This is a genomic window from Caballeronia sp. ATUFL_F1_KS39 (assembly GCF_023630985.1).
Lineage (GTDB): Bacteria > Pseudomonadota > Gammaproteobacteria > Burkholderiales > Burkholderiaceae > Caballeronia > Caballeronia zhejiangensis.
On record NZ_JALQDZ010000039.1, the window covers coordinates 103,530 to 120,024 of the forward strand.

At 62.9% G+C, this 16,495-nt stretch carries 17 protein-coding genes; 7 read left to right on the forward strand and 10 right to left on the reverse strand.

Annotation, left to right across the window (positions count from 1 at the left end):
* The first annotated feature begins 141 nt into the window (after nucleotides 1-141).
* Together NCR93_RS20070 and NCR93_RS20075 are read left to right on the forward strand one after the other, a co-directional pair.
* The gene (locus NCR93_RS20070) at nucleotides 142-531 is read left to right on the forward strand and encodes a hypothetical protein (protein WP_175982357.1); all 390 of its coding nucleotides are present in this window, start codon (nucleotides 142-144) and stop codon (nucleotides 529-531) included.
* A gap of 351 nt (nucleotides 532-882) precedes the next feature.
* Nucleotides 883-1,869 (forward strand): bifunctional helix-turn-helix transcriptional regulator/GNAT family N-acetyltransferase, encoded by a 987-nt coding sequence (locus tag NCR93_RS20075; RefSeq protein ID WP_175982358.1) that lies wholly within the window; start codon nucleotides 883-885, stop codon nucleotides 1,867-1,869.
* A gap of 1 nt (nucleotide 1,870) precedes the next feature.
* Here NCR93_RS20075 and NCR93_RS20080 read toward each other — a convergent pair whose 3' ends face one another.
* The 4 genes from NCR93_RS20080 to NCR93_RS20095 all read right to left on the reverse strand — a co-directional run bounded on the left by NCR93_RS20080 (nucleotide 1,871) and on the right by NCR93_RS20095 (nucleotide 7,177).
* Nucleotides 1,871-2,791 (reverse strand): dihydrodipicolinate synthase family protein, encoded by a 921-nt coding sequence (locus NCR93_RS20080; protein WP_008354223.1) that lies wholly within the window; start codon nucleotides 2,789-2,791, stop codon nucleotides 1,871-1,873.
* Nucleotides 2,792-2,804: 13 nt separating this feature from the next.
* Nucleotides 2,805-4,520 carry an IlvD/Edd family dehydratase gene (locus NCR93_RS20085; RefSeq protein WP_008354222.1) on the reverse strand — a complete coding sequence of 572 codons (1,716 nt, stop codon included), beginning with the start codon at nucleotides 4,518-4,520 and terminating at the stop codon, nucleotides 2,805-2,807.
* A gap of 142 nt (nucleotides 4,521-4,662) precedes the next feature.
* A complete protein-coding gene (locus NCR93_RS20090) occupies nucleotides 4,663-5,979 on the reverse strand; it encodes an MFS transporter (protein WP_175982359.1) in 1,317 nt (438 codons plus the stop codon).
* Nucleotides 5,980-5,995: 16 nt separating this feature from the next.
* Nucleotides 5,996-7,177 carry a M20 aminoacylase family protein gene (locus tag NCR93_RS20095; RefSeq protein WP_175982360.1) on the reverse strand — a complete coding sequence of 394 codons (1,182 nt, stop codon included), beginning with the start codon at nucleotides 7,175-7,177 and terminating at the stop codon, nucleotides 5,996-5,998.
* A 131-nt stretch (nucleotides 7,178-7,308) separates the two neighbouring features.
* Here NCR93_RS20095 and NCR93_RS20100 point away from each other — a divergent pair, with 131 nt between their 5' ends.
* On the forward strand, nucleotides 7,309-8,202 hold the full coding sequence (locus NCR93_RS20100) for a LysR substrate-binding domain-containing protein (RefSeq protein WP_033535848.1): 894 nt from the start codon (nucleotides 7,309-7,311) through the stop codon (nucleotides 8,200-8,202).
* Between the two features lie 214 nt (nucleotides 8,203-8,416).
* Nucleotides 8,417-8,659 carry a hypothetical protein gene (locus NCR93_RS20105; RefSeq protein ID WP_008354219.1) on the forward strand — a complete coding sequence of 81 codons (243 nt, stop codon included), beginning with the start codon at nucleotides 8,417-8,419 and terminating at the stop codon, nucleotides 8,657-8,659.
* Nucleotides 8,660-8,692: 33 nt separating this feature from the next.
* Here NCR93_RS20105 and NCR93_RS20110 read toward each other — a convergent pair whose 3' ends face one another.
* Together NCR93_RS20110 and NCR93_RS20115 are read right to left on the reverse strand one after the other, a co-directional pair.
* Nucleotides 8,693-9,184, reverse strand: coding sequence for a phosphate-starvation-inducible PsiE family protein (locus tag NCR93_RS20110; protein ID WP_008354218.1), 492 nt, complete (start codon nucleotides 9,182-9,184; stop codon nucleotides 8,693-8,695).
* A gap of 344 nt (nucleotides 9,185-9,528) precedes the next feature.
* Nucleotides 9,529-10,047: a hypothetical protein gene (locus NCR93_RS20115; protein WP_175982361.1), complete on the reverse strand. Its 519-nt coding sequence runs from the start codon at nucleotides 10,045-10,047 to the stop codon at nucleotides 9,529-9,531.
* 180 nt (nucleotides 10,048-10,227) lie between these two features.
* Here NCR93_RS20115 and NCR93_RS20120 point away from each other — a divergent pair, with 180 nt between their 5' ends.
* Nucleotides 10,228-10,866, forward strand: coding sequence for a YceI family protein (locus NCR93_RS20120; protein WP_034472270.1), 639 nt, complete (start codon nucleotides 10,228-10,230; stop codon nucleotides 10,864-10,866).
* A 10-nt stretch (nucleotides 10,867-10,876) separates the two neighbouring features.
* Here NCR93_RS20120 and tdh read toward each other — a convergent pair whose 3' ends face one another.
* Complete coding sequence (gene tdh, locus NCR93_RS20125) at nucleotides 10,877-11,914, reverse strand: L-threonine 3-dehydrogenase (RefSeq protein WP_008354214.1); 1,038 nt, start codon at nucleotides 11,912-11,914, stop codon at nucleotides 10,877-10,879.
* A gap of 69 nt (nucleotides 11,915-11,983) precedes the next feature.
* Nucleotides 11,984-13,186 carry a glycine C-acetyltransferase gene (locus NCR93_RS20130; RefSeq protein WP_008354213.1) on the reverse strand — a complete coding sequence of 401 codons (1,203 nt, stop codon included), beginning with the start codon at nucleotides 13,184-13,186 and terminating at the stop codon, nucleotides 11,984-11,986.
* A 155-nt stretch (nucleotides 13,187-13,341) separates the two neighbouring features.
* On the opposite strand from NCR93_RS20130, the gene NCR93_RS20135 reads away from it, so the two are divergent.
* Entirely contained in the window at nucleotides 13,342-13,944 is a 603-nt protein-coding gene (locus NCR93_RS20135) for a helix-turn-helix domain-containing protein (RefSeq protein ID WP_175982389.1), read from the forward strand.
* A gap of 130 nt (nucleotides 13,945-14,074) precedes the next feature.
* Here NCR93_RS20135 and NCR93_RS20140 read toward each other — a convergent pair whose 3' ends face one another.
* Entirely contained in the window at nucleotides 14,075-14,263 is a 189-nt protein-coding gene (locus NCR93_RS20140) for a CsbD family protein (protein WP_008354211.1), read from the reverse strand.
* Nucleotides 14,264-14,527: 264 nt separating this feature from the next.
* On the opposite strand from NCR93_RS20140, the gene NCR93_RS20145 reads away from it, so the two are divergent.
* On the forward strand, nucleotides 14,528-14,884 hold the full coding sequence (locus NCR93_RS20145; protein ID WP_175982362.1) for a DUF2471 family protein: 357 nt from the start codon (nucleotides 14,528-14,530) through the stop codon (nucleotides 14,882-14,884).
* Nucleotides 14,885-14,949: 65 nt separating this feature from the next.
* On the opposite strand, the gene NCR93_RS20150 is transcribed toward NCR93_RS20145, so the two are convergent.
* Nucleotides 14,950-16,374, reverse strand: a complete 1,425-nt coding sequence (locus tag NCR93_RS20150; protein ID WP_175982363.1) for a DUF2252 domain-containing protein — start codon at nucleotides 16,372-16,374, stop codon at nucleotides 14,950-14,952.
* Nucleotides 16,375-16,495 lie beyond the last annotated feature (121 nt).

Sequence of the window (16,495 nt, forward strand, 5' to 3'; positions counted from 1 at the left end):
CCACTTAAGCTTTGCGCGCAGCCGCACATTATGTCCCCGATAACGCCTTGCGGCGCCGGCGGCTTAAGCATCGCATAAGGTTTGTCCACGCACTATACGTCGAGCGCGCCGATTCGCGGCCGTGCGGCCCCGGAGATGCCGATGCGAGCGTCCACTGTCGTTTCCCTGCGTGCGAACGCCGTGCTGATCGCATTGTGCGTCGCGGCATCGGATGCGGCGTGGCTCGCGGTCTGCGGTTGCACGGGCCATGTGCATGCGCTCGAAACCACGACGATGCGTCTCGCGACGCTCGGGAGCGCGGCAGGCATCGTCTTCATCGTGCGACGCATCGCCAAGCTCGAATTCGATGCGGCCAGAGCCGCAAGGCGCATCGCCTGGACCACCGACAGATTCGTCATCGACGGAACCTGTCCCGGCGCCTGGCTCGTGCAGCTCCATGTGGAGCTTCATCCCGACGGCTCACGGTCGAGCGCCGCGCACGCGTGTCCCCACGCAGCGGCGTCCAGCAGAGTGCCACGCGGTCGGGCGTGACCTCGGAATCGCGCCCGACCTCCTTCGACCCGGCTCATGAGCCGGGTTTTTTTTGTCCGCGAATATTTACCGCGTCTCGCACTACACATTGCTTTCGCTCGCATTTCAATGTCCGTTCGTTCGCTTACCTAAGCATCCCCGTCTGTATCGTGCGCGGCGCGTGCGCGAGTTCGCGTGGGGCGGCATCGCAATCGTGTTGCTGCGCGTGGCGGAACCGCGGCGCGCGAGCGAATTGGCGCGCGATCGCGGCTAAAGGTGAGGCTTTTCGGGAGCGCGATTTTTCTTGCGAAAGTTGCAGATCGCAACTAAATTAGAGGCATTTGGTTGCGCCTCGCAACCGATGGAGAGGACATGGACTTCATCGACACACCCGTTCAATCGCGCGACAAAACCATTCTCGAACTGCGCGAATTCTCGCGCAAGCTCGTGCGCGAACTGGGCTTCATGCGCAACACGCTGGCCGACAGCGGACTCGCGCCTTCGGCGGTTCACGCGATCATCGAGATCGGGGCGACGCCCGGCATTCAGGCGCGCGACATCGCGCAAATTCTGCGGCTCGACAAATCCAACGCCAGCCGGCAGATCGCGCGGCTCGAAGCGGCGGGGCTTGTCACGCGGCAGACATCGAGCGAAGACGCGCGTTCGTCCGAGCTGTATCTCACGGCGAACGGACAGAAGCTGCGCAGAAAGATCGACAAGTTCGCGACCGATCAGGTTTCCGACGCGCTGCGCCGCATGGTGCCCGAAGATCAGCAGACGCTCGTGCGCTCGCTCGCGCTCTACGCCGATGCGCTCGCCCACGGTCACGAACACAAGATCGATCACAGGACGCCGCATGCCGCGCATACGGAAAGCGCGCGCATCGTCGAGGGATACCGGCCCGGCTGCATCGGCGATGTGGCGAGCCTGCACGCGCGTTTCTACGCGCATCACGCGGGCTTCGGCGTGTTCTTCGAGCGCAGGGTCGCGACGGAATTGGCCGCATTCGCGGAAAGTCTGCCGGTCGAAGGCCGCGCGTTGTGGCTCGTGATGGAAGGCGAGCGCACGCTCGGCTCGCTCGCGATCGATGGCGATCTCACCACGCGCGTCGCGCATCTGCGCTGGTTCATCGTCGACGATTCGTTGCGGGGCAGCGGCATAGGCAGGCAATTGATGGCGCGCGCGATGAGCTTCGTCGACGCGCACTACGACGAAACGTATCTCTGGACCTTCAAGAGCCTGGACGCCGCGCGCCACTTGTACGAATCGTTCGGATTCACGTTGAGCGATGAAGCCGAAGGCACGCAATGGGGCACATCCGTGATCGAGCAGCGCTTCACGCGGCACGCGGCGCGCTGATTCATCGGCGCAAGACGCGCGATGTCGGCCCTAGTCGTTGCGCGAAACGGCGCGCGCATTCGATGCCGAACGGCGTCGGACGCGCGCCGCGATCGTGCTGCACGTCGAAGCCCATGCGCCACGCCGCGATGCGCTTGCCGTAACAGGTGAGCGTTTCCAGGGACTGCATCACGAAGACGATTTCCGGCAGCGTCTCCGCATACAGCGATTCGGCATCGTCCTCGCGGCCTTCGGCGAACGCGTCGTAAATGGCGGCCTGACGATCGAACGCGTCGGGCGCGACGATCAGGCCATCGCAGCCCGCACGCAAGTTGTCCACGAGTTCCTGGCCACCGCGCCCGTTGAACACCGCGAGCGTCTGTTCGAGCGCGCGCAATCGTTCGATGGTGGCGCGGATCGTCACGGCCGGGCCCTCGCCCTTCAGCAAACGGAAGTTCGGCCGCTCGGCAGCGAGCGCGGCAATCGATTCCGCCGACAAACCCACGCCCAGATATTCCGGCGCGTTCTGAATGCCCGCATTCGCGCCGGTCCGTTCGAGCACCGACGCGAAGAAGTCGTAGTAGAACGCTTCCGGCTCGCCGCGTTTGGACGGCGGTTGAAGGATCAACCACGACGCGCCGCGTTCGAGCGCATGGCTTGCGAGCGCGACTTGTGCATCGACGCTGTCGCCGGTGATCGTGACCGCGAGCGGCACGCGACCGGCGATATGCGCGGCGCATACGTCGATCATCGTGCGCTTCTCGTCTTCCGACAGGCGATGCACTTCCGTCGCGAGACCGAGCGTGACGATCGCCGGCGCGCCCGCCGCGAGGGTCGCGTCGATCTGCTTGCGCGTGGCGTCGTGGTCGAGGCGGTTCAGCGCATCGAAATAGGCGTACAGCACCGGCCACATGCCGGGCGGCGGCGTTTGCAGGTTCGTCATCGATTGCCTCCGCTCAATGCGAATCGCGCGGCACGGGCGCGCCGCTCGAACCGACGAGAAAGTCCAGGTCCGCGCCCTGATCCGCCTGCAAGACATGCTCGACATACAAGCGGTAATAACCGCGCTTCGGCAATTCGGGCGCCTGCCATGCGGCGCGGCGCTTCGCCAGTTCTTCGTCCGATACTTCGAGATGCAGACGCCGCGCTTCGACGTCCAGTTCGATCATGTCGCCGGTCTGCACGAGCGCGAGCGGACCGCCCGCCGCCGCTTCCGGCGACACATGCAGCACGACCGCGCCGTAGGCGGTGCCGCTCATGCGGCCATCGGAGATGCGGACCATATCGGTGATGCCTTTTTGCAGCACCTTTTTCGGCAGCGGCATGTTGCCGACTTCCGCGAAGCCGGGATAACCCTTCGGCCCCGCGCCCTTCAGGACCATGATGCAGTGCTCGTCGATATCGAGCGAATCGTCGTCGACCTTCGCGTGCAACTCTTCGACGTTTTCGAATACGACCGCGCGCCCGCGATGCTTCAGCAACGATTGCGTCGCCGCCGATGGCTTGATGACCGCGCCGTTCGGTGCGAGATTGCCCTTCAGCACCGCGATGCCCGCGTGCGGCTTGAACGGCTTCTCGAACCGCGTGATGACCTTCTCGTCGTAGTTCTGCGCGTCGCTGACGTTGTCCCAAATCGTGCGGCCGTTCACCGTGAGCGCATCGCGATGCAGCAAGCCTTGCTCGCCGAGCTGACGCAACACCGCGGGCAAGCCGCCCGCGTAATAGAAGTCTTCCATCAGATACTCGCCCGATGGCTGCAGATTCACGAGGCAAGGCACCTTGCTGCCGAGTTCCCAGTCTTCGAGCGTGAGCTCCACGCCGATACGCTTCGCCAGCGCGATCAGATGCACGACCGCATTCGTCGATCCGCCGATCGCCGCGTTCGTGCGGATCGCGTTCTCGAAGGCTTCGCGCGTGAGGATCTTGTCCATCGTGAGATCGTCCTTGACCATATCGACGATGCGTCGGCCGGCCATGTGCGCGAGCACCTGACGGCGCGCATCGACGGCGGGAATCGCGGCATTGTGCGGCAAGCCCATGCCGAGCGATTCGACCATCGAGGCCATCGTGGATGCGGTGCCCATCGTCATGCAATGGCCGCGCGACCGGTTCATGCACGATTCGGCTTCGACGAATTCTTCCTGCGTCATCGTGCCCGCGCGCACTTCCTCCGACATCTGCCAGACGCCCGTGCCCGAGCCGATGGTGCCGCCGCGAAAGCGGCCGTTCAACATCGGTCCGCCCGACACCGCGAGCGCGGGCAGATTGCACGACGCCGCGCCCATCAGCAAGGCGGGCGTGGTCTTGTCGCAGCCGACGAGCAGAATGACGCCATCGATCGGATTGCCGCGTATGGATTCTTCGACGTCCATCGACGCGAGATTGCGGAACAACATGGCTGTTGGCCGCAGATTCGATTCGCCGAGCGACATCACCGGAAACTCCAGCGGAAAGCCGCCTGCCTCGCGCACGCCGCGCTTCACGTATTCCGCGAGCTCGCGAAAATGCGCGTTGCACGGCGTGAGTTCCGACCATGTATTGCAGATGCCGATGACCGGCCGGCCATCGAACTGATCGTGAGGTATGCCCTGGTTCTTCATCCACGAACGATGGATGAACGCGTCTTTATCGTTGCCGCCGAACCAGCTTTGCGAGCGTAGCTTCTTGCGCATGGAAGTCCCCTTTATCGCGCTTTCTTCATAGTGTGGGATCCAGTAAAAAAGGCCGCGCGGGCGGCCTTTTCAGAAACCCGGACACGTCGAGTTATACACCTCGCATACGCATCCGGCGCGCGTGCAGCGCAAGATTTGACGATCAGTCGAGCATTTCCTGCGACCTTTCGCGCATGCACGCCACCGCGATCACGGAGAGCACGCCGCAACCGATCACGTACCACGCGGGCGCCATCACGCTCTTCGTAATGACGATGAGCGACGTCACGAAGAACTGCGCGAAGCCGCCGAAGATCGCCACGCCGATGCTGTAGACGATGGCCGCGCCCGTCGCGCGCACCGAACGCGGGAACAGCTCGCCGAGCATCGCGCCGGTCGGACCGACGTTGAGCGAATGCACGATCGAGAGCACGGTGACGACCGCGAGCAGCGTCGTCGCGTTCGGCGATTTGTTCAGCAGCGCGAAGGCCGGCCAGATCGCGAGCATCAGCAGGATGCGCGTCGTCTGCGCGAGCTTGTTGCGGCCGATGCGGTCCGACAGATAGCCACCTATCGGCGCGACGATAAAGAGAATCGCGCCCGACACGCAGCCCGAAAGCATCGACGTCCAGCTCGGCAGGCCGAGCGTCTTCACGCCGTAGATCGACAGATAGAACACGATGATGAAGTGCGCCGACGTGCCGCCGATCGTCAGGCCGAGTCCGTTGAGCACCGCGCGGCCATGTTCGCGCAGCACGGTGACAAGCGGAATCTTCGGTGCCTTGGGCGCGGCGGCGACGTGCTGCGGCGGCGCTTCTTCCATCGTGCGACGCAGCCACCAGCCGACGGGCACGATCGCCGTGCCGATGAAGAACGGCACGCGCCAGCCCCAGCTTTCGAGTTGCGCGGTCGTGAGCGTCGCCGTGAGCGCGACGCCGGTCAACGCGCCGGCGAGCGCCGAGAGTCCCTGGCTCGAGAACTGCCACGATGCATAGAAGCCGCGCCGGTTCGCGGGCGCCTGTTCGAGCAACAGCGTCGTCGATGCGCCGACTTCGCCGCCCGCCGAGAAGCCTTGAATCAGCCGTGCGATCACGAGAATGATCGGCGCGGCGATGCCCGCTTGCGCGTAAGTCGGCGCGACGGCGATCATCGCGGTGCCGAGCGCCATCAGCCCGAGCGTGAGGAGCATCGCCTTCTTGCGGCCGGCGCGATCGGCGTACATGCCGATCAGCAAGCCGCCGATCGGCCGCGTGAAGAACCCGACGCCGAAGCTCGCCACCGCAAGCAGCAACTGGCCGACCGGATCGTCCACCGGAAAGAACAGCTTGCCGATGGTCAGCGCGAAGAACGCATAGACGATGAAGTCGTAGAACTCGAGCGCGTTGCCGACCGCCGCCGCCAGGACGAGCCGCGTGCGCGCCGCGCGGCTGGTTTGCATCGAAGGATTCGCCGGCGCGCTGGCAAAGGTAGGTGCGTTCATGATGGATTCCGAAGGATCAGTCGGCGAGCCAGGCTTCGGCCAGGCGCACCCAGTAGCTCGCGCCGATCGCGAGGATGTCGTCGTTGAAATCGTAGCCGGGGTTGTGCACCATGCAGCCGCCCTTCGAGCCGGTGCCGTTGCCGATCCACGCATACGTGCCGGGGCACGCTTCGAGCATGAAGGCGAAGTCTTCGCTGCCCATCAGCGGACGCGCGGCCGGATCGACGCGTTGCGCGCCGAGCATTTTCGTCGCGACATCGGTGGCGAAGGCGGTCGGTTCCGCGTGATTCACGAGCACCGGATAGCCGAGTTCGTAGTCGATGTCGGCCGTGCAGCCGAACGCCAATGCCTGCGCGTTCACGAGCGCGGTGATGCGCTCCTGAAGCTGCTTGCGCACGCCCGCGTCGAGCGCGCGCACGGAGAGCTTCATCAGCGCGGTCTCGGGGATCACGTTGCACGCCTCGCCCGCCTGCACGCTGCCGACGGTGACGACCGCGGATTTCTGCGCATCCACTTCGCGCGCGACGATGCTGTTGAGACCGAGCATGATCGATGCGACCGCGGGCATCGGATCGCATGCGACGTGCGGCATCGCGCCATGTCCGCCGACGCCGCGCACGGTGATGTTCACGCGATCCGACGACGCCATGCCCGGACCCGGCGTGAAGAACATGTCGCCCGCGGGCAGGCCGGGCATGTTGTGCAGGCCGAACACGGCGTCGCACGGGAATTTTTCGAAGAGACCGTCTTCGATCATCGCGCGCGCGCCCGCCTCGCCTTCCTCGGCGGGCTGGAAAATCACGATCAGCGTGCCCGAGAACTGGCGGCTTTCGGCGAGATGGCGCGCGGCGCACAGAAGCATCGCGGTGTGGCCGTCGTGGCCGCATGCGTGCATCGTGCGCGCGTGTTTGCTGGAATACGGCAGGCCGGTGGCTTCCTCGATCGGCAACGCGTCCATGTCGGCGCGCAGTGCGATGCGCTTGCCGCCCTCGCCTTCCGTCAACACGCCGACGACGCCCGTCTTGCCCAGCCCGCGATGCACTTCGTAGCCCCATTGCGCGAGCAATCCCGCGACGAGATCGCTGGTTTGCGTTTCCTCATACGCAAGTTCCGGATGCGCGTGAATGCGCCGGCGCACATCGACGAATTCCGATGCGATGGCGGCAATGCCGGGGATGACGGGCTCGACTGACAACATATGACGCTCCTTGCTCGATGCGATTCGATGTGTGCCAAGCATATAAACCGATAAGCAAACCAAAAGACGGTAAATTTATTGCGTGATGACTATTGGTTGTCGGCGATAACCCTAGGATGTCGGCCATGAGCATGAAATATCACCAGTTGCGCGCTTTCCTGACGACCGCCGAGCAAGGCAGCATTCGCGCGGCCGCGCGCAGCCTTCATTTGTCGCAAGCGGCGCTGACTAAAGCGATCAAGGAACTGGAACAGGATCTGGGCGTACCGCTCGTGTTGCGCACCGCGCGCGGCGTGCAACTGACGGCGTTCGGGCAGCAGTTGCGCGTGCGGGCGCATCTGATCGTCAGCGAAATGCGCCGCGCGGAAGACGACATCGCGCAGATGAAAGGCGCCGGCGCGGGCAGCGTGAGCGCGGCCGTCACGCCGACTGCCGCGCTATCGATATTGCCGCAGGCGTATCGGGCGTTTCGCAAGCAGATGCCGGACGCGCGCGTGAGTTTCATCGAAGGCTTTCCGGGCGTCGCGATGCCGCGTCTGCGCGATGGTTCGCTGGACTTCGTCGTGGCGGTCGTCGTGCCCGAACATCTCGCGCCGGAGTTCGATCACATCGAGCTGTACGAGAGCCGCTCGGCGATCGTCGGGCGCGCGGATCATCCGTTGCGGCACTGCACGTCGCTCGCGGAGTTGTCGGATGCGGAGTGGCTGCTGAATCCGTCGCCGGAAAGTTCGACGCAGGCGCTGCTCGATTCGTACGCCGAGCGCGGTCTGATGGTGCCCAAACGCGTGATCGAATGTCCGAGCTTCATCATCGCGCACGGGTTGTTGCGTGGCTCGGATGCGCTCGCCGCGATGCCCGCCGCGTTGCTGGAACATCCATGGGTCGGCGAAGGGCTCGCGATCTTTCCTATCGTTGATCCGTTGCCTGCCGTGTCGGTGCGAATCGTGACGCGCAGGGACAGTCCGCTGACGCCCGCTGCGACGTTGATGCTGGAGTGCTTGCGGCACGCGGCGCGGGGACAGTGAGGCTGGTGCGCTTCAAGGAGATTCCGGATTCGTGGAATAGACAGCGAGAATCGGGGCTGTGAGGAGGAATGCACTCACTTTTTCTGGACGATCATTGCATCAGTCGATGCCTATCCGAATTAGCGACTAAACTTCAAAGAGGCGTCGGTGCATGCGTCCAACGTCTGCGCCCAACCAGTCACGATCCAGACGTGCAAGCGAAGGAGGCAGACCCATGCCGAAAACCGTTCGAACCCCTGAGCAGATTCGCGACGAACTGCAAAGCCGCATGGCCAAAATCTCCGCTGACGCGCCGGGAGCCTTGCGCGTGCGCATACCGCTGCCAGAGCGGCATCCGCCCGACGCATCCGGCCGCAACTGGAACATCGTGCCGCTCAACGACCTCGGTGCGGACTATGTACATCACGTCGAGAAGGTGATCGAAGACATGCGTACCGAGTTCGTGCTGCCAGATTGACGCTGAAAGCATCGGCAGCACGCCAACAGAATATCAATCGCGCTTTTCGCGATCCCGCGCGGCGCGCTCTGCAATCGCCGCATCGACGGGATCGTCGCGTTGCCGCATTAGCCAGTAGACGCTGCCGAGCGCGATCAGCGCGGCCGCCAGTGCGGCAATGCGGCCCGGGTCCGTGGCTGGATCAAGGATGATGAACTTGCGCGCTATCGCGAGCATCGCCACGAGAAGCACTGTCTTGACCTGCACGATGTGATCGCGTCTTAACATGACGCGAGTGATCGAATGCTTGAATTCCATCGCGATCAACAACGTCATCACCATGCCGAAAACCGCCTGAAAGATCGCATGATCCAGCGGATCGAGCGCCCCCGACAGCGTCAGCGCTATGACCGCCCGAATCAACTGCCACAGCGATACGACGATGATCACCGAGATCACGACGCTCAGGATGTGGGCGATGATCTGCTCGAAGCGCTCGTAGAAGGTCAGCACGCGCCATTGCAGCCGATATTCGTCGAGCTTCATGCGAATCTGGGTTGGCTTGCTCATGGATAGGGTCGCAGAGAGACTCGGGCACGGAGTGACGCCGGCATCGCGTAGCGAGCCAAAGCCGGGCCTATGACGATGAGCCATGCGTGCGGCGTTTTCTTTCGTCTACGTGCTGATTCTTTTCTCTTGTCTGCTGTGCACGATGCGTCACATCGCACCCCTCAGCAATCGTTGGGCCGCCAACGCTGGTGTAATGAACGCATGCGCGGCGCGCCTGACAGCGTCGCCGGTTTGCCTCGGCCGCGAAGGCGTTAGCTGGATTCTCGTTCAGTCGTCTGGAGCTCGGGAGTACGTCACAAACCACAAAGCCCGCACGATGTTCAGAATCGCATTCTGAGCATGAACCCAAGCGTGAACGGAAGATCGCTCGAAGGGATCGGCGGAATCAGGATGATGTTCGCGCCGACGCGCTTGTATTCCAGCATGATGAGCGGCGCGGCAACCGGACCGACCGTATGGTTATGGCCGAGGCCGTAGCTGCCGTAGTCGTAGCCGGAGATGAGCCCGCCCATGACTGCGAGCCTGATGTAATTCCAGTGAAGGAAGTCCGGTCCCCACACGCCGCCGCCGTAGAACGACGGCTTCGACAGCGAATTGCGAAAGTAGCCGCCTGTCACCGCCCATTGCGGCGCGACCCAGCATTCCACGCCGATGCCCGGATTGAATTGCTCGAAGTCCTTGTCCGGGTGAAAGTGATGCGAAGCGACCATCGCGTCGAGCCAGAGACCGTCGCCGCACCAGCTTGCGTGCGCGGCGGGCGTCCAGCCCAGCGCGACGAGCGCGGCAACCGCCGACAAGTGCGCGCGAAACGTTCGGAATCGGGACAGCCATGTGCACATGTTTTATCCGCCAACGCGCGTACGGTGGCGCCGCTTTTTTGAGATGTAGGTCGAGGCGAACTCTACCCGATCGCGACATTTTCGTGTGTGCTGACGAAAAGTCCGTGACGGCTTGCGCGCGTTCGGATGATCTCGGCGAAACTTGTCGACGTTCTATTTTTGTTTTCGAGGCAATGCGCGATGAAGGCTTATAAGCGTCTCGTTCTTTTTCTCGCGGCGATCGCATTGACGGCGTGCACGCCGCTTCAGGTCGTGACGCATCACGTTTCGTCGAGTGAATCGAGCGTGCCGGCAGGACGTTATCAGCTCGATCCGCATCACTGGAACGTGAGTTTCGACGTCGATCATTTCCACTACTCGCGCTTCGTCATCCGATTCGATAAGACCACGGCGCAACTCGACTGGAACGCGGACGGAATGTCCGGAAGCTCGGTACGCGCGCGAATCGACGCGTCCAGCGTCAACACCAATGTGCCGCTGCTCGATCGCATGCTGAAAGGGCCGGACATGTTCGATGGCGCGCGTTATCCGGACATCGTTTTCGTCAGCACGGCGTTTCAACGCACCGGCGAAGACAAGGGCATATTGACGGGCGATCTGACGATACGCGGCACGACGAAGCCGGTCACGCTCAACGTGACGTTCAACGGACACGCGGTCAATCCGCTCACGAAGCAGGAAACGCTGGGCTTCTCCGCCGACGGACATTTCAGCCGCGCTCAGTTCGGACTGACGACGTGGTATCCGGCCGTCGGCGACGATGTGCACGTCGCCATTCAGGCCGAATTTTCGAAGGCGTCTGCGGACAACGCGCCGTGATGCGTGCCGCTCAGGCCGCGACGGCGGTCCAGTCGAGCACGACCTTGCCGCTGTTGCCGGAAAGCATCGTGTCGAATGCGCGCTGATAGTCGTCGACGGGAAACGTGTGCGTGAGGATCGGGGAGAGATCGAGGCCGCTTTGCAGCATCGCGACCATCTTGTACCAGGTCTCGAACATCTCGCGTCCGTAGATGCCCTTGATTTCGAGTCCCTTGAAAATCACCTGATTCCAGTCGATGGCGGTCTGCGCCGGCGGAATGCCGAGCAGTGCGACCTTGCCGCCGTGATTCATCGATTCGAGCATCGCCGTGAATGCGCTCGGCACGCCGGACATTTCAAGGCCCACGTCGAATCCTTCGGTCATGCCGAGTTCGCTCATCACGTCGCGCAGGTTTTCGTTCGCCACGTTGACCGCGCGCGTCGCGCCCATCTTGCGGGCAAGTTCGAGCCGATAGTCGTTCACGTCGGTGATGACGACGTTGCGCGCGCCGACGTGCCGCGCGATCGCCGCAGCCATCACGCCGATCGGCCCGGCGCCGGTAATCAGCACATCCTCGCCGACGAGATTGAACGAGAGGGCAGTGTGCGTCGCGTTGCCGAACGGATCGAAGATCGCAGCGAGATCGTCGGAAATGTCAGGCGGAATCTTGAACGCGTTGAACGCCGGGATCACGAGAAACTCCGCAAATGCGCCTTCACGATTCACGCCCACGCCGACCGTGTTGCGGCACAGGTGACGACGGCCCGCGCGGCAGTTACGACAAAAACCGCATGTGATATGGCCTTCGCCCGACACGCGGTCGCCGATGGCGAAGCCGCGTACTTCCTGTCCCATCTCCACGATCTCGCCGACGTACTCGTGACCGACATGCATCGGCACCGGAATCGTCTTCTGCGCCCATTCGTCCCATTTCCAGATGTGGATGTCGGTGCCGCAGATCGCCGTCTTGCGGATGCGGATGAGGACGTCGTTGTGACCGACTTCGGGTCGCTTCACGCGCGTCAGGGTGAGGCCGGGTGCGCGTTCGAGTTTGGCGAGGGCTTTCATTGCGTTTGATCCTGGCGTTTGGTCTTGATGATGCTGCTTCGAAGGTCGCGGGCCTTTATGCGCATAAAGTCAGCCAATGACGCCGAGGGATCGGCCGACGCGAGCGAACGCATCGACTGCGCGATCGATCTGCTCCGGCGTGTGTGCCGCGCTCATCTGCGTCCGGATGCGCGCGCGTCCTTTCGGCACCACAGGGTAGGAGAAGCCAATCACATAGACGCCTTCGTCGAGCAGCGCATCAGCCATCTTCGACGCGAGTTGAGCGTCGCCCAGCATGACCGGAATGATCGGATGTTCACCGGGGACAAGATCGAAGCCGAGCGCGGACATCGCCTTGCGGAAGTGCGCCCCGTTCTCGCGGACGCGCCGGCGCAACGTCGCGCCTTCGTCGCTCGCGAGCAGTTCAAGCACTTTCAGCGATGCCGCGGCGATGTTCGGTGCCAACGTGTTCGAGAAAAGATACGGCCGGCTGCGCTGACGCAGCAAATCGATGACTTCCTTATGCGCGGCGACATAGCCGCCTGACGCGCCGCCAAGCGCCTTGCCGAGCGTGCCGGTAATGATGTCGACGCGATCCAGCACGCCGCAGTGCTCCGGGGTTCCGCGCCCGTTCTCGCCGATGAAGCCGACGGCGTGCGAATCGTCGACCATGACGAGCGCACCGTAACGGTCAGCGAGATCGCAGATGCCGGAAAGGTTGGCGATGATGCCGTCCATCGAAAAAACCCCGTCGGTCGCGATCAGCTTGAAGCGTGCGCCGGCTGCATCGGCTTCCTGAAGACGCGCTTCCAGATCGGCGAGGTCGTTGTTCTTATAGCGCAGACGCCGGGCCTTCGAGAGCCGCACGCCGTCGATGATGCTGGCGTGATTCAGTTCGTCGCTGATGATCGCGTCTTCTTCGGTCAGCAGCGTTTCGAAGAGACCGCCATTTGCATCGAAGCAACTCGAATAAAGAATGGCGTCGTCCGTTTCGAGAAAACGCGCGATCGCCTGTTCGAGTTCCTTGTGCACGGTCTGCGTGCCGCAGATGAAACGCACGGACGCCATGCCGAAACCATCGGCGTCCAGTCCGTCCTTCGCGGCCTCGATGAGCCGGCGATCGTCCGCGAGACCCAGGTAGTTGTTCGCGCAGAAGTTAAGCACCGCCGCGCCGTTCGCGAGCCGAATGTCCGACGACTGCGGACTCGCGATGACGCGCTCCGTCTTGTAGAACCCCGCAGCGCGAATTTCGTCGAGCGTCGAACGCAAATGGGAGAGATATCGGTCTTTCATCGCAATCCTTGTTCTGGGCCTGCCAATGCAATCCGCGCCTCGTGACTCGCGCGCGCCGTCCTTAGCCCTGTTATAGTGCATCCATCGCATCGGACATGTTCGATATTTCGAACGCATTTCCGATATGCCGAACACTTTACGGGATTGGTCGATTCATGGCAAGCACGGGTTCAGAGGGAAAAGCAGCCGATCTGACGGGCGCAGGCGCAACACCGCCGCGCGTCGGAGAGATCATTCAACGCTTGCGCAGCGAACGGAAGCTGACCCTCGACGATCTGTCGCGCGCGGCCGGCGTGTCGAAGTCGATGCTGTCGGAGATCGAGCGCGACAAGGCCAATCCGACGATCGCCGTCGCGTGGCGACTGACCAATGCGCTCGGCATCAGCCTCGACCAATTGTTCGCGCAGCAAAGGCCCGCCGAAGCGATCCGCGTTTCGGGGCTGCATGAAATACCGACCCTGAGTGGGGACAACGGCGGCTATCAGTTGCGCGTGTGGGGACCGATTGAACTCGCCGGCAAGTTCGAGTGGTACGAACTTACGCTGCAATCGGGCGCCGCGCTCACGTCGAATGCACACGAACCGTTAACGCGCGAGCATCTCACGGTGCTGAACGGCTCCATTGAGGTCGATGCGTCGGGTGCGACGCGTCGTCTGAAGGCGGGGGAAACCGCGCGGTATGCCGCGGACGAGGCGCACGCGATCCGGAATGTCGGGCGCGCGGAGGCCAAGGCGTTGCTCGTCGTCATCCACGGCTGATGCGCTGAGCGTCCGGAACTTTTTGCGCATAAAGTCGGCGCGCCGCCGTGCGCCCGCCAATAAAAACGGGACGCGCATCGAGCACGTCCCGCTCAAAGCGGCGCCGGAGTCGCGGCGCCGGTTGCCCGTCTTACGGGTTCTTTTTCACGCTGTCCTTCAGATCCTCGCGTGCATCGCCCACGCCTTTCTGGACCTTGCCGGCTGCTTGCTGCATGTCGCCCTTGGCTTCCTGAGCCGTGTCCCCCGTCATTTTGCCGACGCCCTCGTTGATCTTTCCCTTGACCTGCTTGCCAACGCCTTCGGCTTGATCCTTGTTCATGTCAGTTCTCCCGTGGTTTGCAGCGCTGTTGGCCGCGCGGTGCCGTCGAACGAACGCAGAAACTGCCTGCGCGTTCCGCTCAGGAGTTTCCCAAGCACGGTTAAACGATGCGCTTTGTCGGCAGGCGCGCATAGCCGCGCATGTCTGAAACGCACGTAGGCGGAATCGCACATACACCCGGTTCGACTAGCGCGACGCTATTTTCATTGCAACAAGTACTGTATATTTGTACAGTACAATAAGACCGGCCGGAAGGGGTGGATCATGGAGTCGAATGGTGAAAACCTGAGCAGAAGGCAGTTCGCCCGCGCGGTGCATGACCTCGAGCGCATCACGCGTCAGATCGCGGGGCGTTACATCGATAAAGGAGTGCCGCTGACTTGGCGGCTGTTGCATGCCATCGAGGCGGAGGCCGTCGCGGACCTCGGATTCGCGGGACGACACGAAGCCGCCTTGCGCGAGCTTTTCGCGCGTCCCGATCACTTTCATTTCCCCGAAACCGATGACGTCGTCGACGTTGCATCCTCGGATGCCTTGCCCGCCGTTTTCGCCTTCGCCGTAGACGCCTACGAGCGCGCATCGCGACAGAATCGGCCGCGAGCAGTCAGCGCCGCGCATTGACGCATCCCCGCGGCACGCGACTGAACCCGCGTGCCCCGGTTCATGTCATCGCGCAGCGGATCGTTTCACGGCGCGAACTCCGCCGCGATGTCCGCATCCGAACGCGATTCGAGCTTGCCGTCCCGGCACGCAACGCGAAACACCTCGTAGTCCTTTTCCACCTGATCCGCGTAGGCGCGACCGTAGCGCACTAGAACTTCGGCCATTCGATCGCTGTTGCCCAGGTAGCCCGAGATTTCCGGCGCGCATCCGCCGGACTTCGCGTGCGCGCGGGCAAGCGCCCAGCCGCAAAGCACGGCGTATTCGCGAAAGACGTCGTCGCTGAAAGTATCGAGTTCTGCGGAAATTTTCATGTCGCGTAACTGGCGGATGTAGAGCGTGCGCCCGAGCGGTCCGGTCGCCCAGCCGAGAAACGGGTCCGTGGCGGCCTGCATCAGACGTTGTCCGTGAACGACGCGGTGCCCGTCGTGTTTGATATCGTCGGCGTGCTTCGCATGTTTCGTGAATCTCGCGACGACCGACGTCGATGCTTCCTTCATCTGCAGGAAAAGCGGCTTGTCGTGATGATCCGTGAGCAGCAAAACGAGGCAGCGCGTGCCGACGCTGCCCACGCCGACCACCTTGAACGCGACATCCTGCAGGCTGAATTGCGACAGCAATCTCGCGCGCTCCGGCGTAAGCGTCGCGACATAATCGCGCACGAGCGTCGCGAGCGCATCTTCACGACTGGCTTTGAGCGTCATCCAGCCGTCGTTCTTATCGATCAGCGTGCTCTTGCCGTGGATGTGAAACACGGCAGGCGGCACATCGCGAATGCGCCACGTGTCGCCGGTTCGGTCGGCGAGTTTCGGCAGCATCGTTTCGTGCGTGCGGCGCGAAGCCCGTTCGATGCCGCGCTTGATGCGCCGCCGCGCGTCTTCGCTCTGCACGGCCTGGTACATGCGATCGAAGGTGATGCGCTCGTACCAGAGATCGAGCACGCTCATTTCAGCGTACTCGCGCAGATGCGTCTGATAGCTGCGCGCGGCGACAAACGCGAACTCGTCCGCAGCCAGATCGCCGTGGCCGAGATGCCGGCCGGCGATCGTGAAGCTCGCGACCAACCGTTTCAAATCCCATTCCCACGGACCGGGCGCGGTTTCGTCGAAGTCGTTGAGATCGAAAATGAGCGCGCGCTCCGGCGTTGCGAAGCCGCCAAAGTTGGAAAGATGACAGTCGCCGCAGATCTGAATGGCGATGCCGCTGTCCGGTGTGCCGGCCAGGTCGTGCGCCTGAAGGATCGCGCTGCCGCGATAAAACGTGAACGGCGAAACGAGCATGCGGCCGTAACGCAAGGGAATCAGCGCATCGACGCGGCCTTTGCTGCTTGTCCGCAAAAGCTCGATGGGATCGCGATCGACATCGCCGATCGCCTCTTGCGCGGCCCGCGGTGTGCGTTCGCGCCTGGCGCGTCCATTCGCGCGACGTTCCTGCCAGGATTGCTGGGGCATCGCTCGCTCCTTTTTGCTCTTGTGTTCGTGGATGGAAGGAAGCCGTATAGACGACAGTAGTCGACGAAACGCACGCCCGCCAAGACAGTTATCGACACTTTGGCGGACACACGCGCTTGAC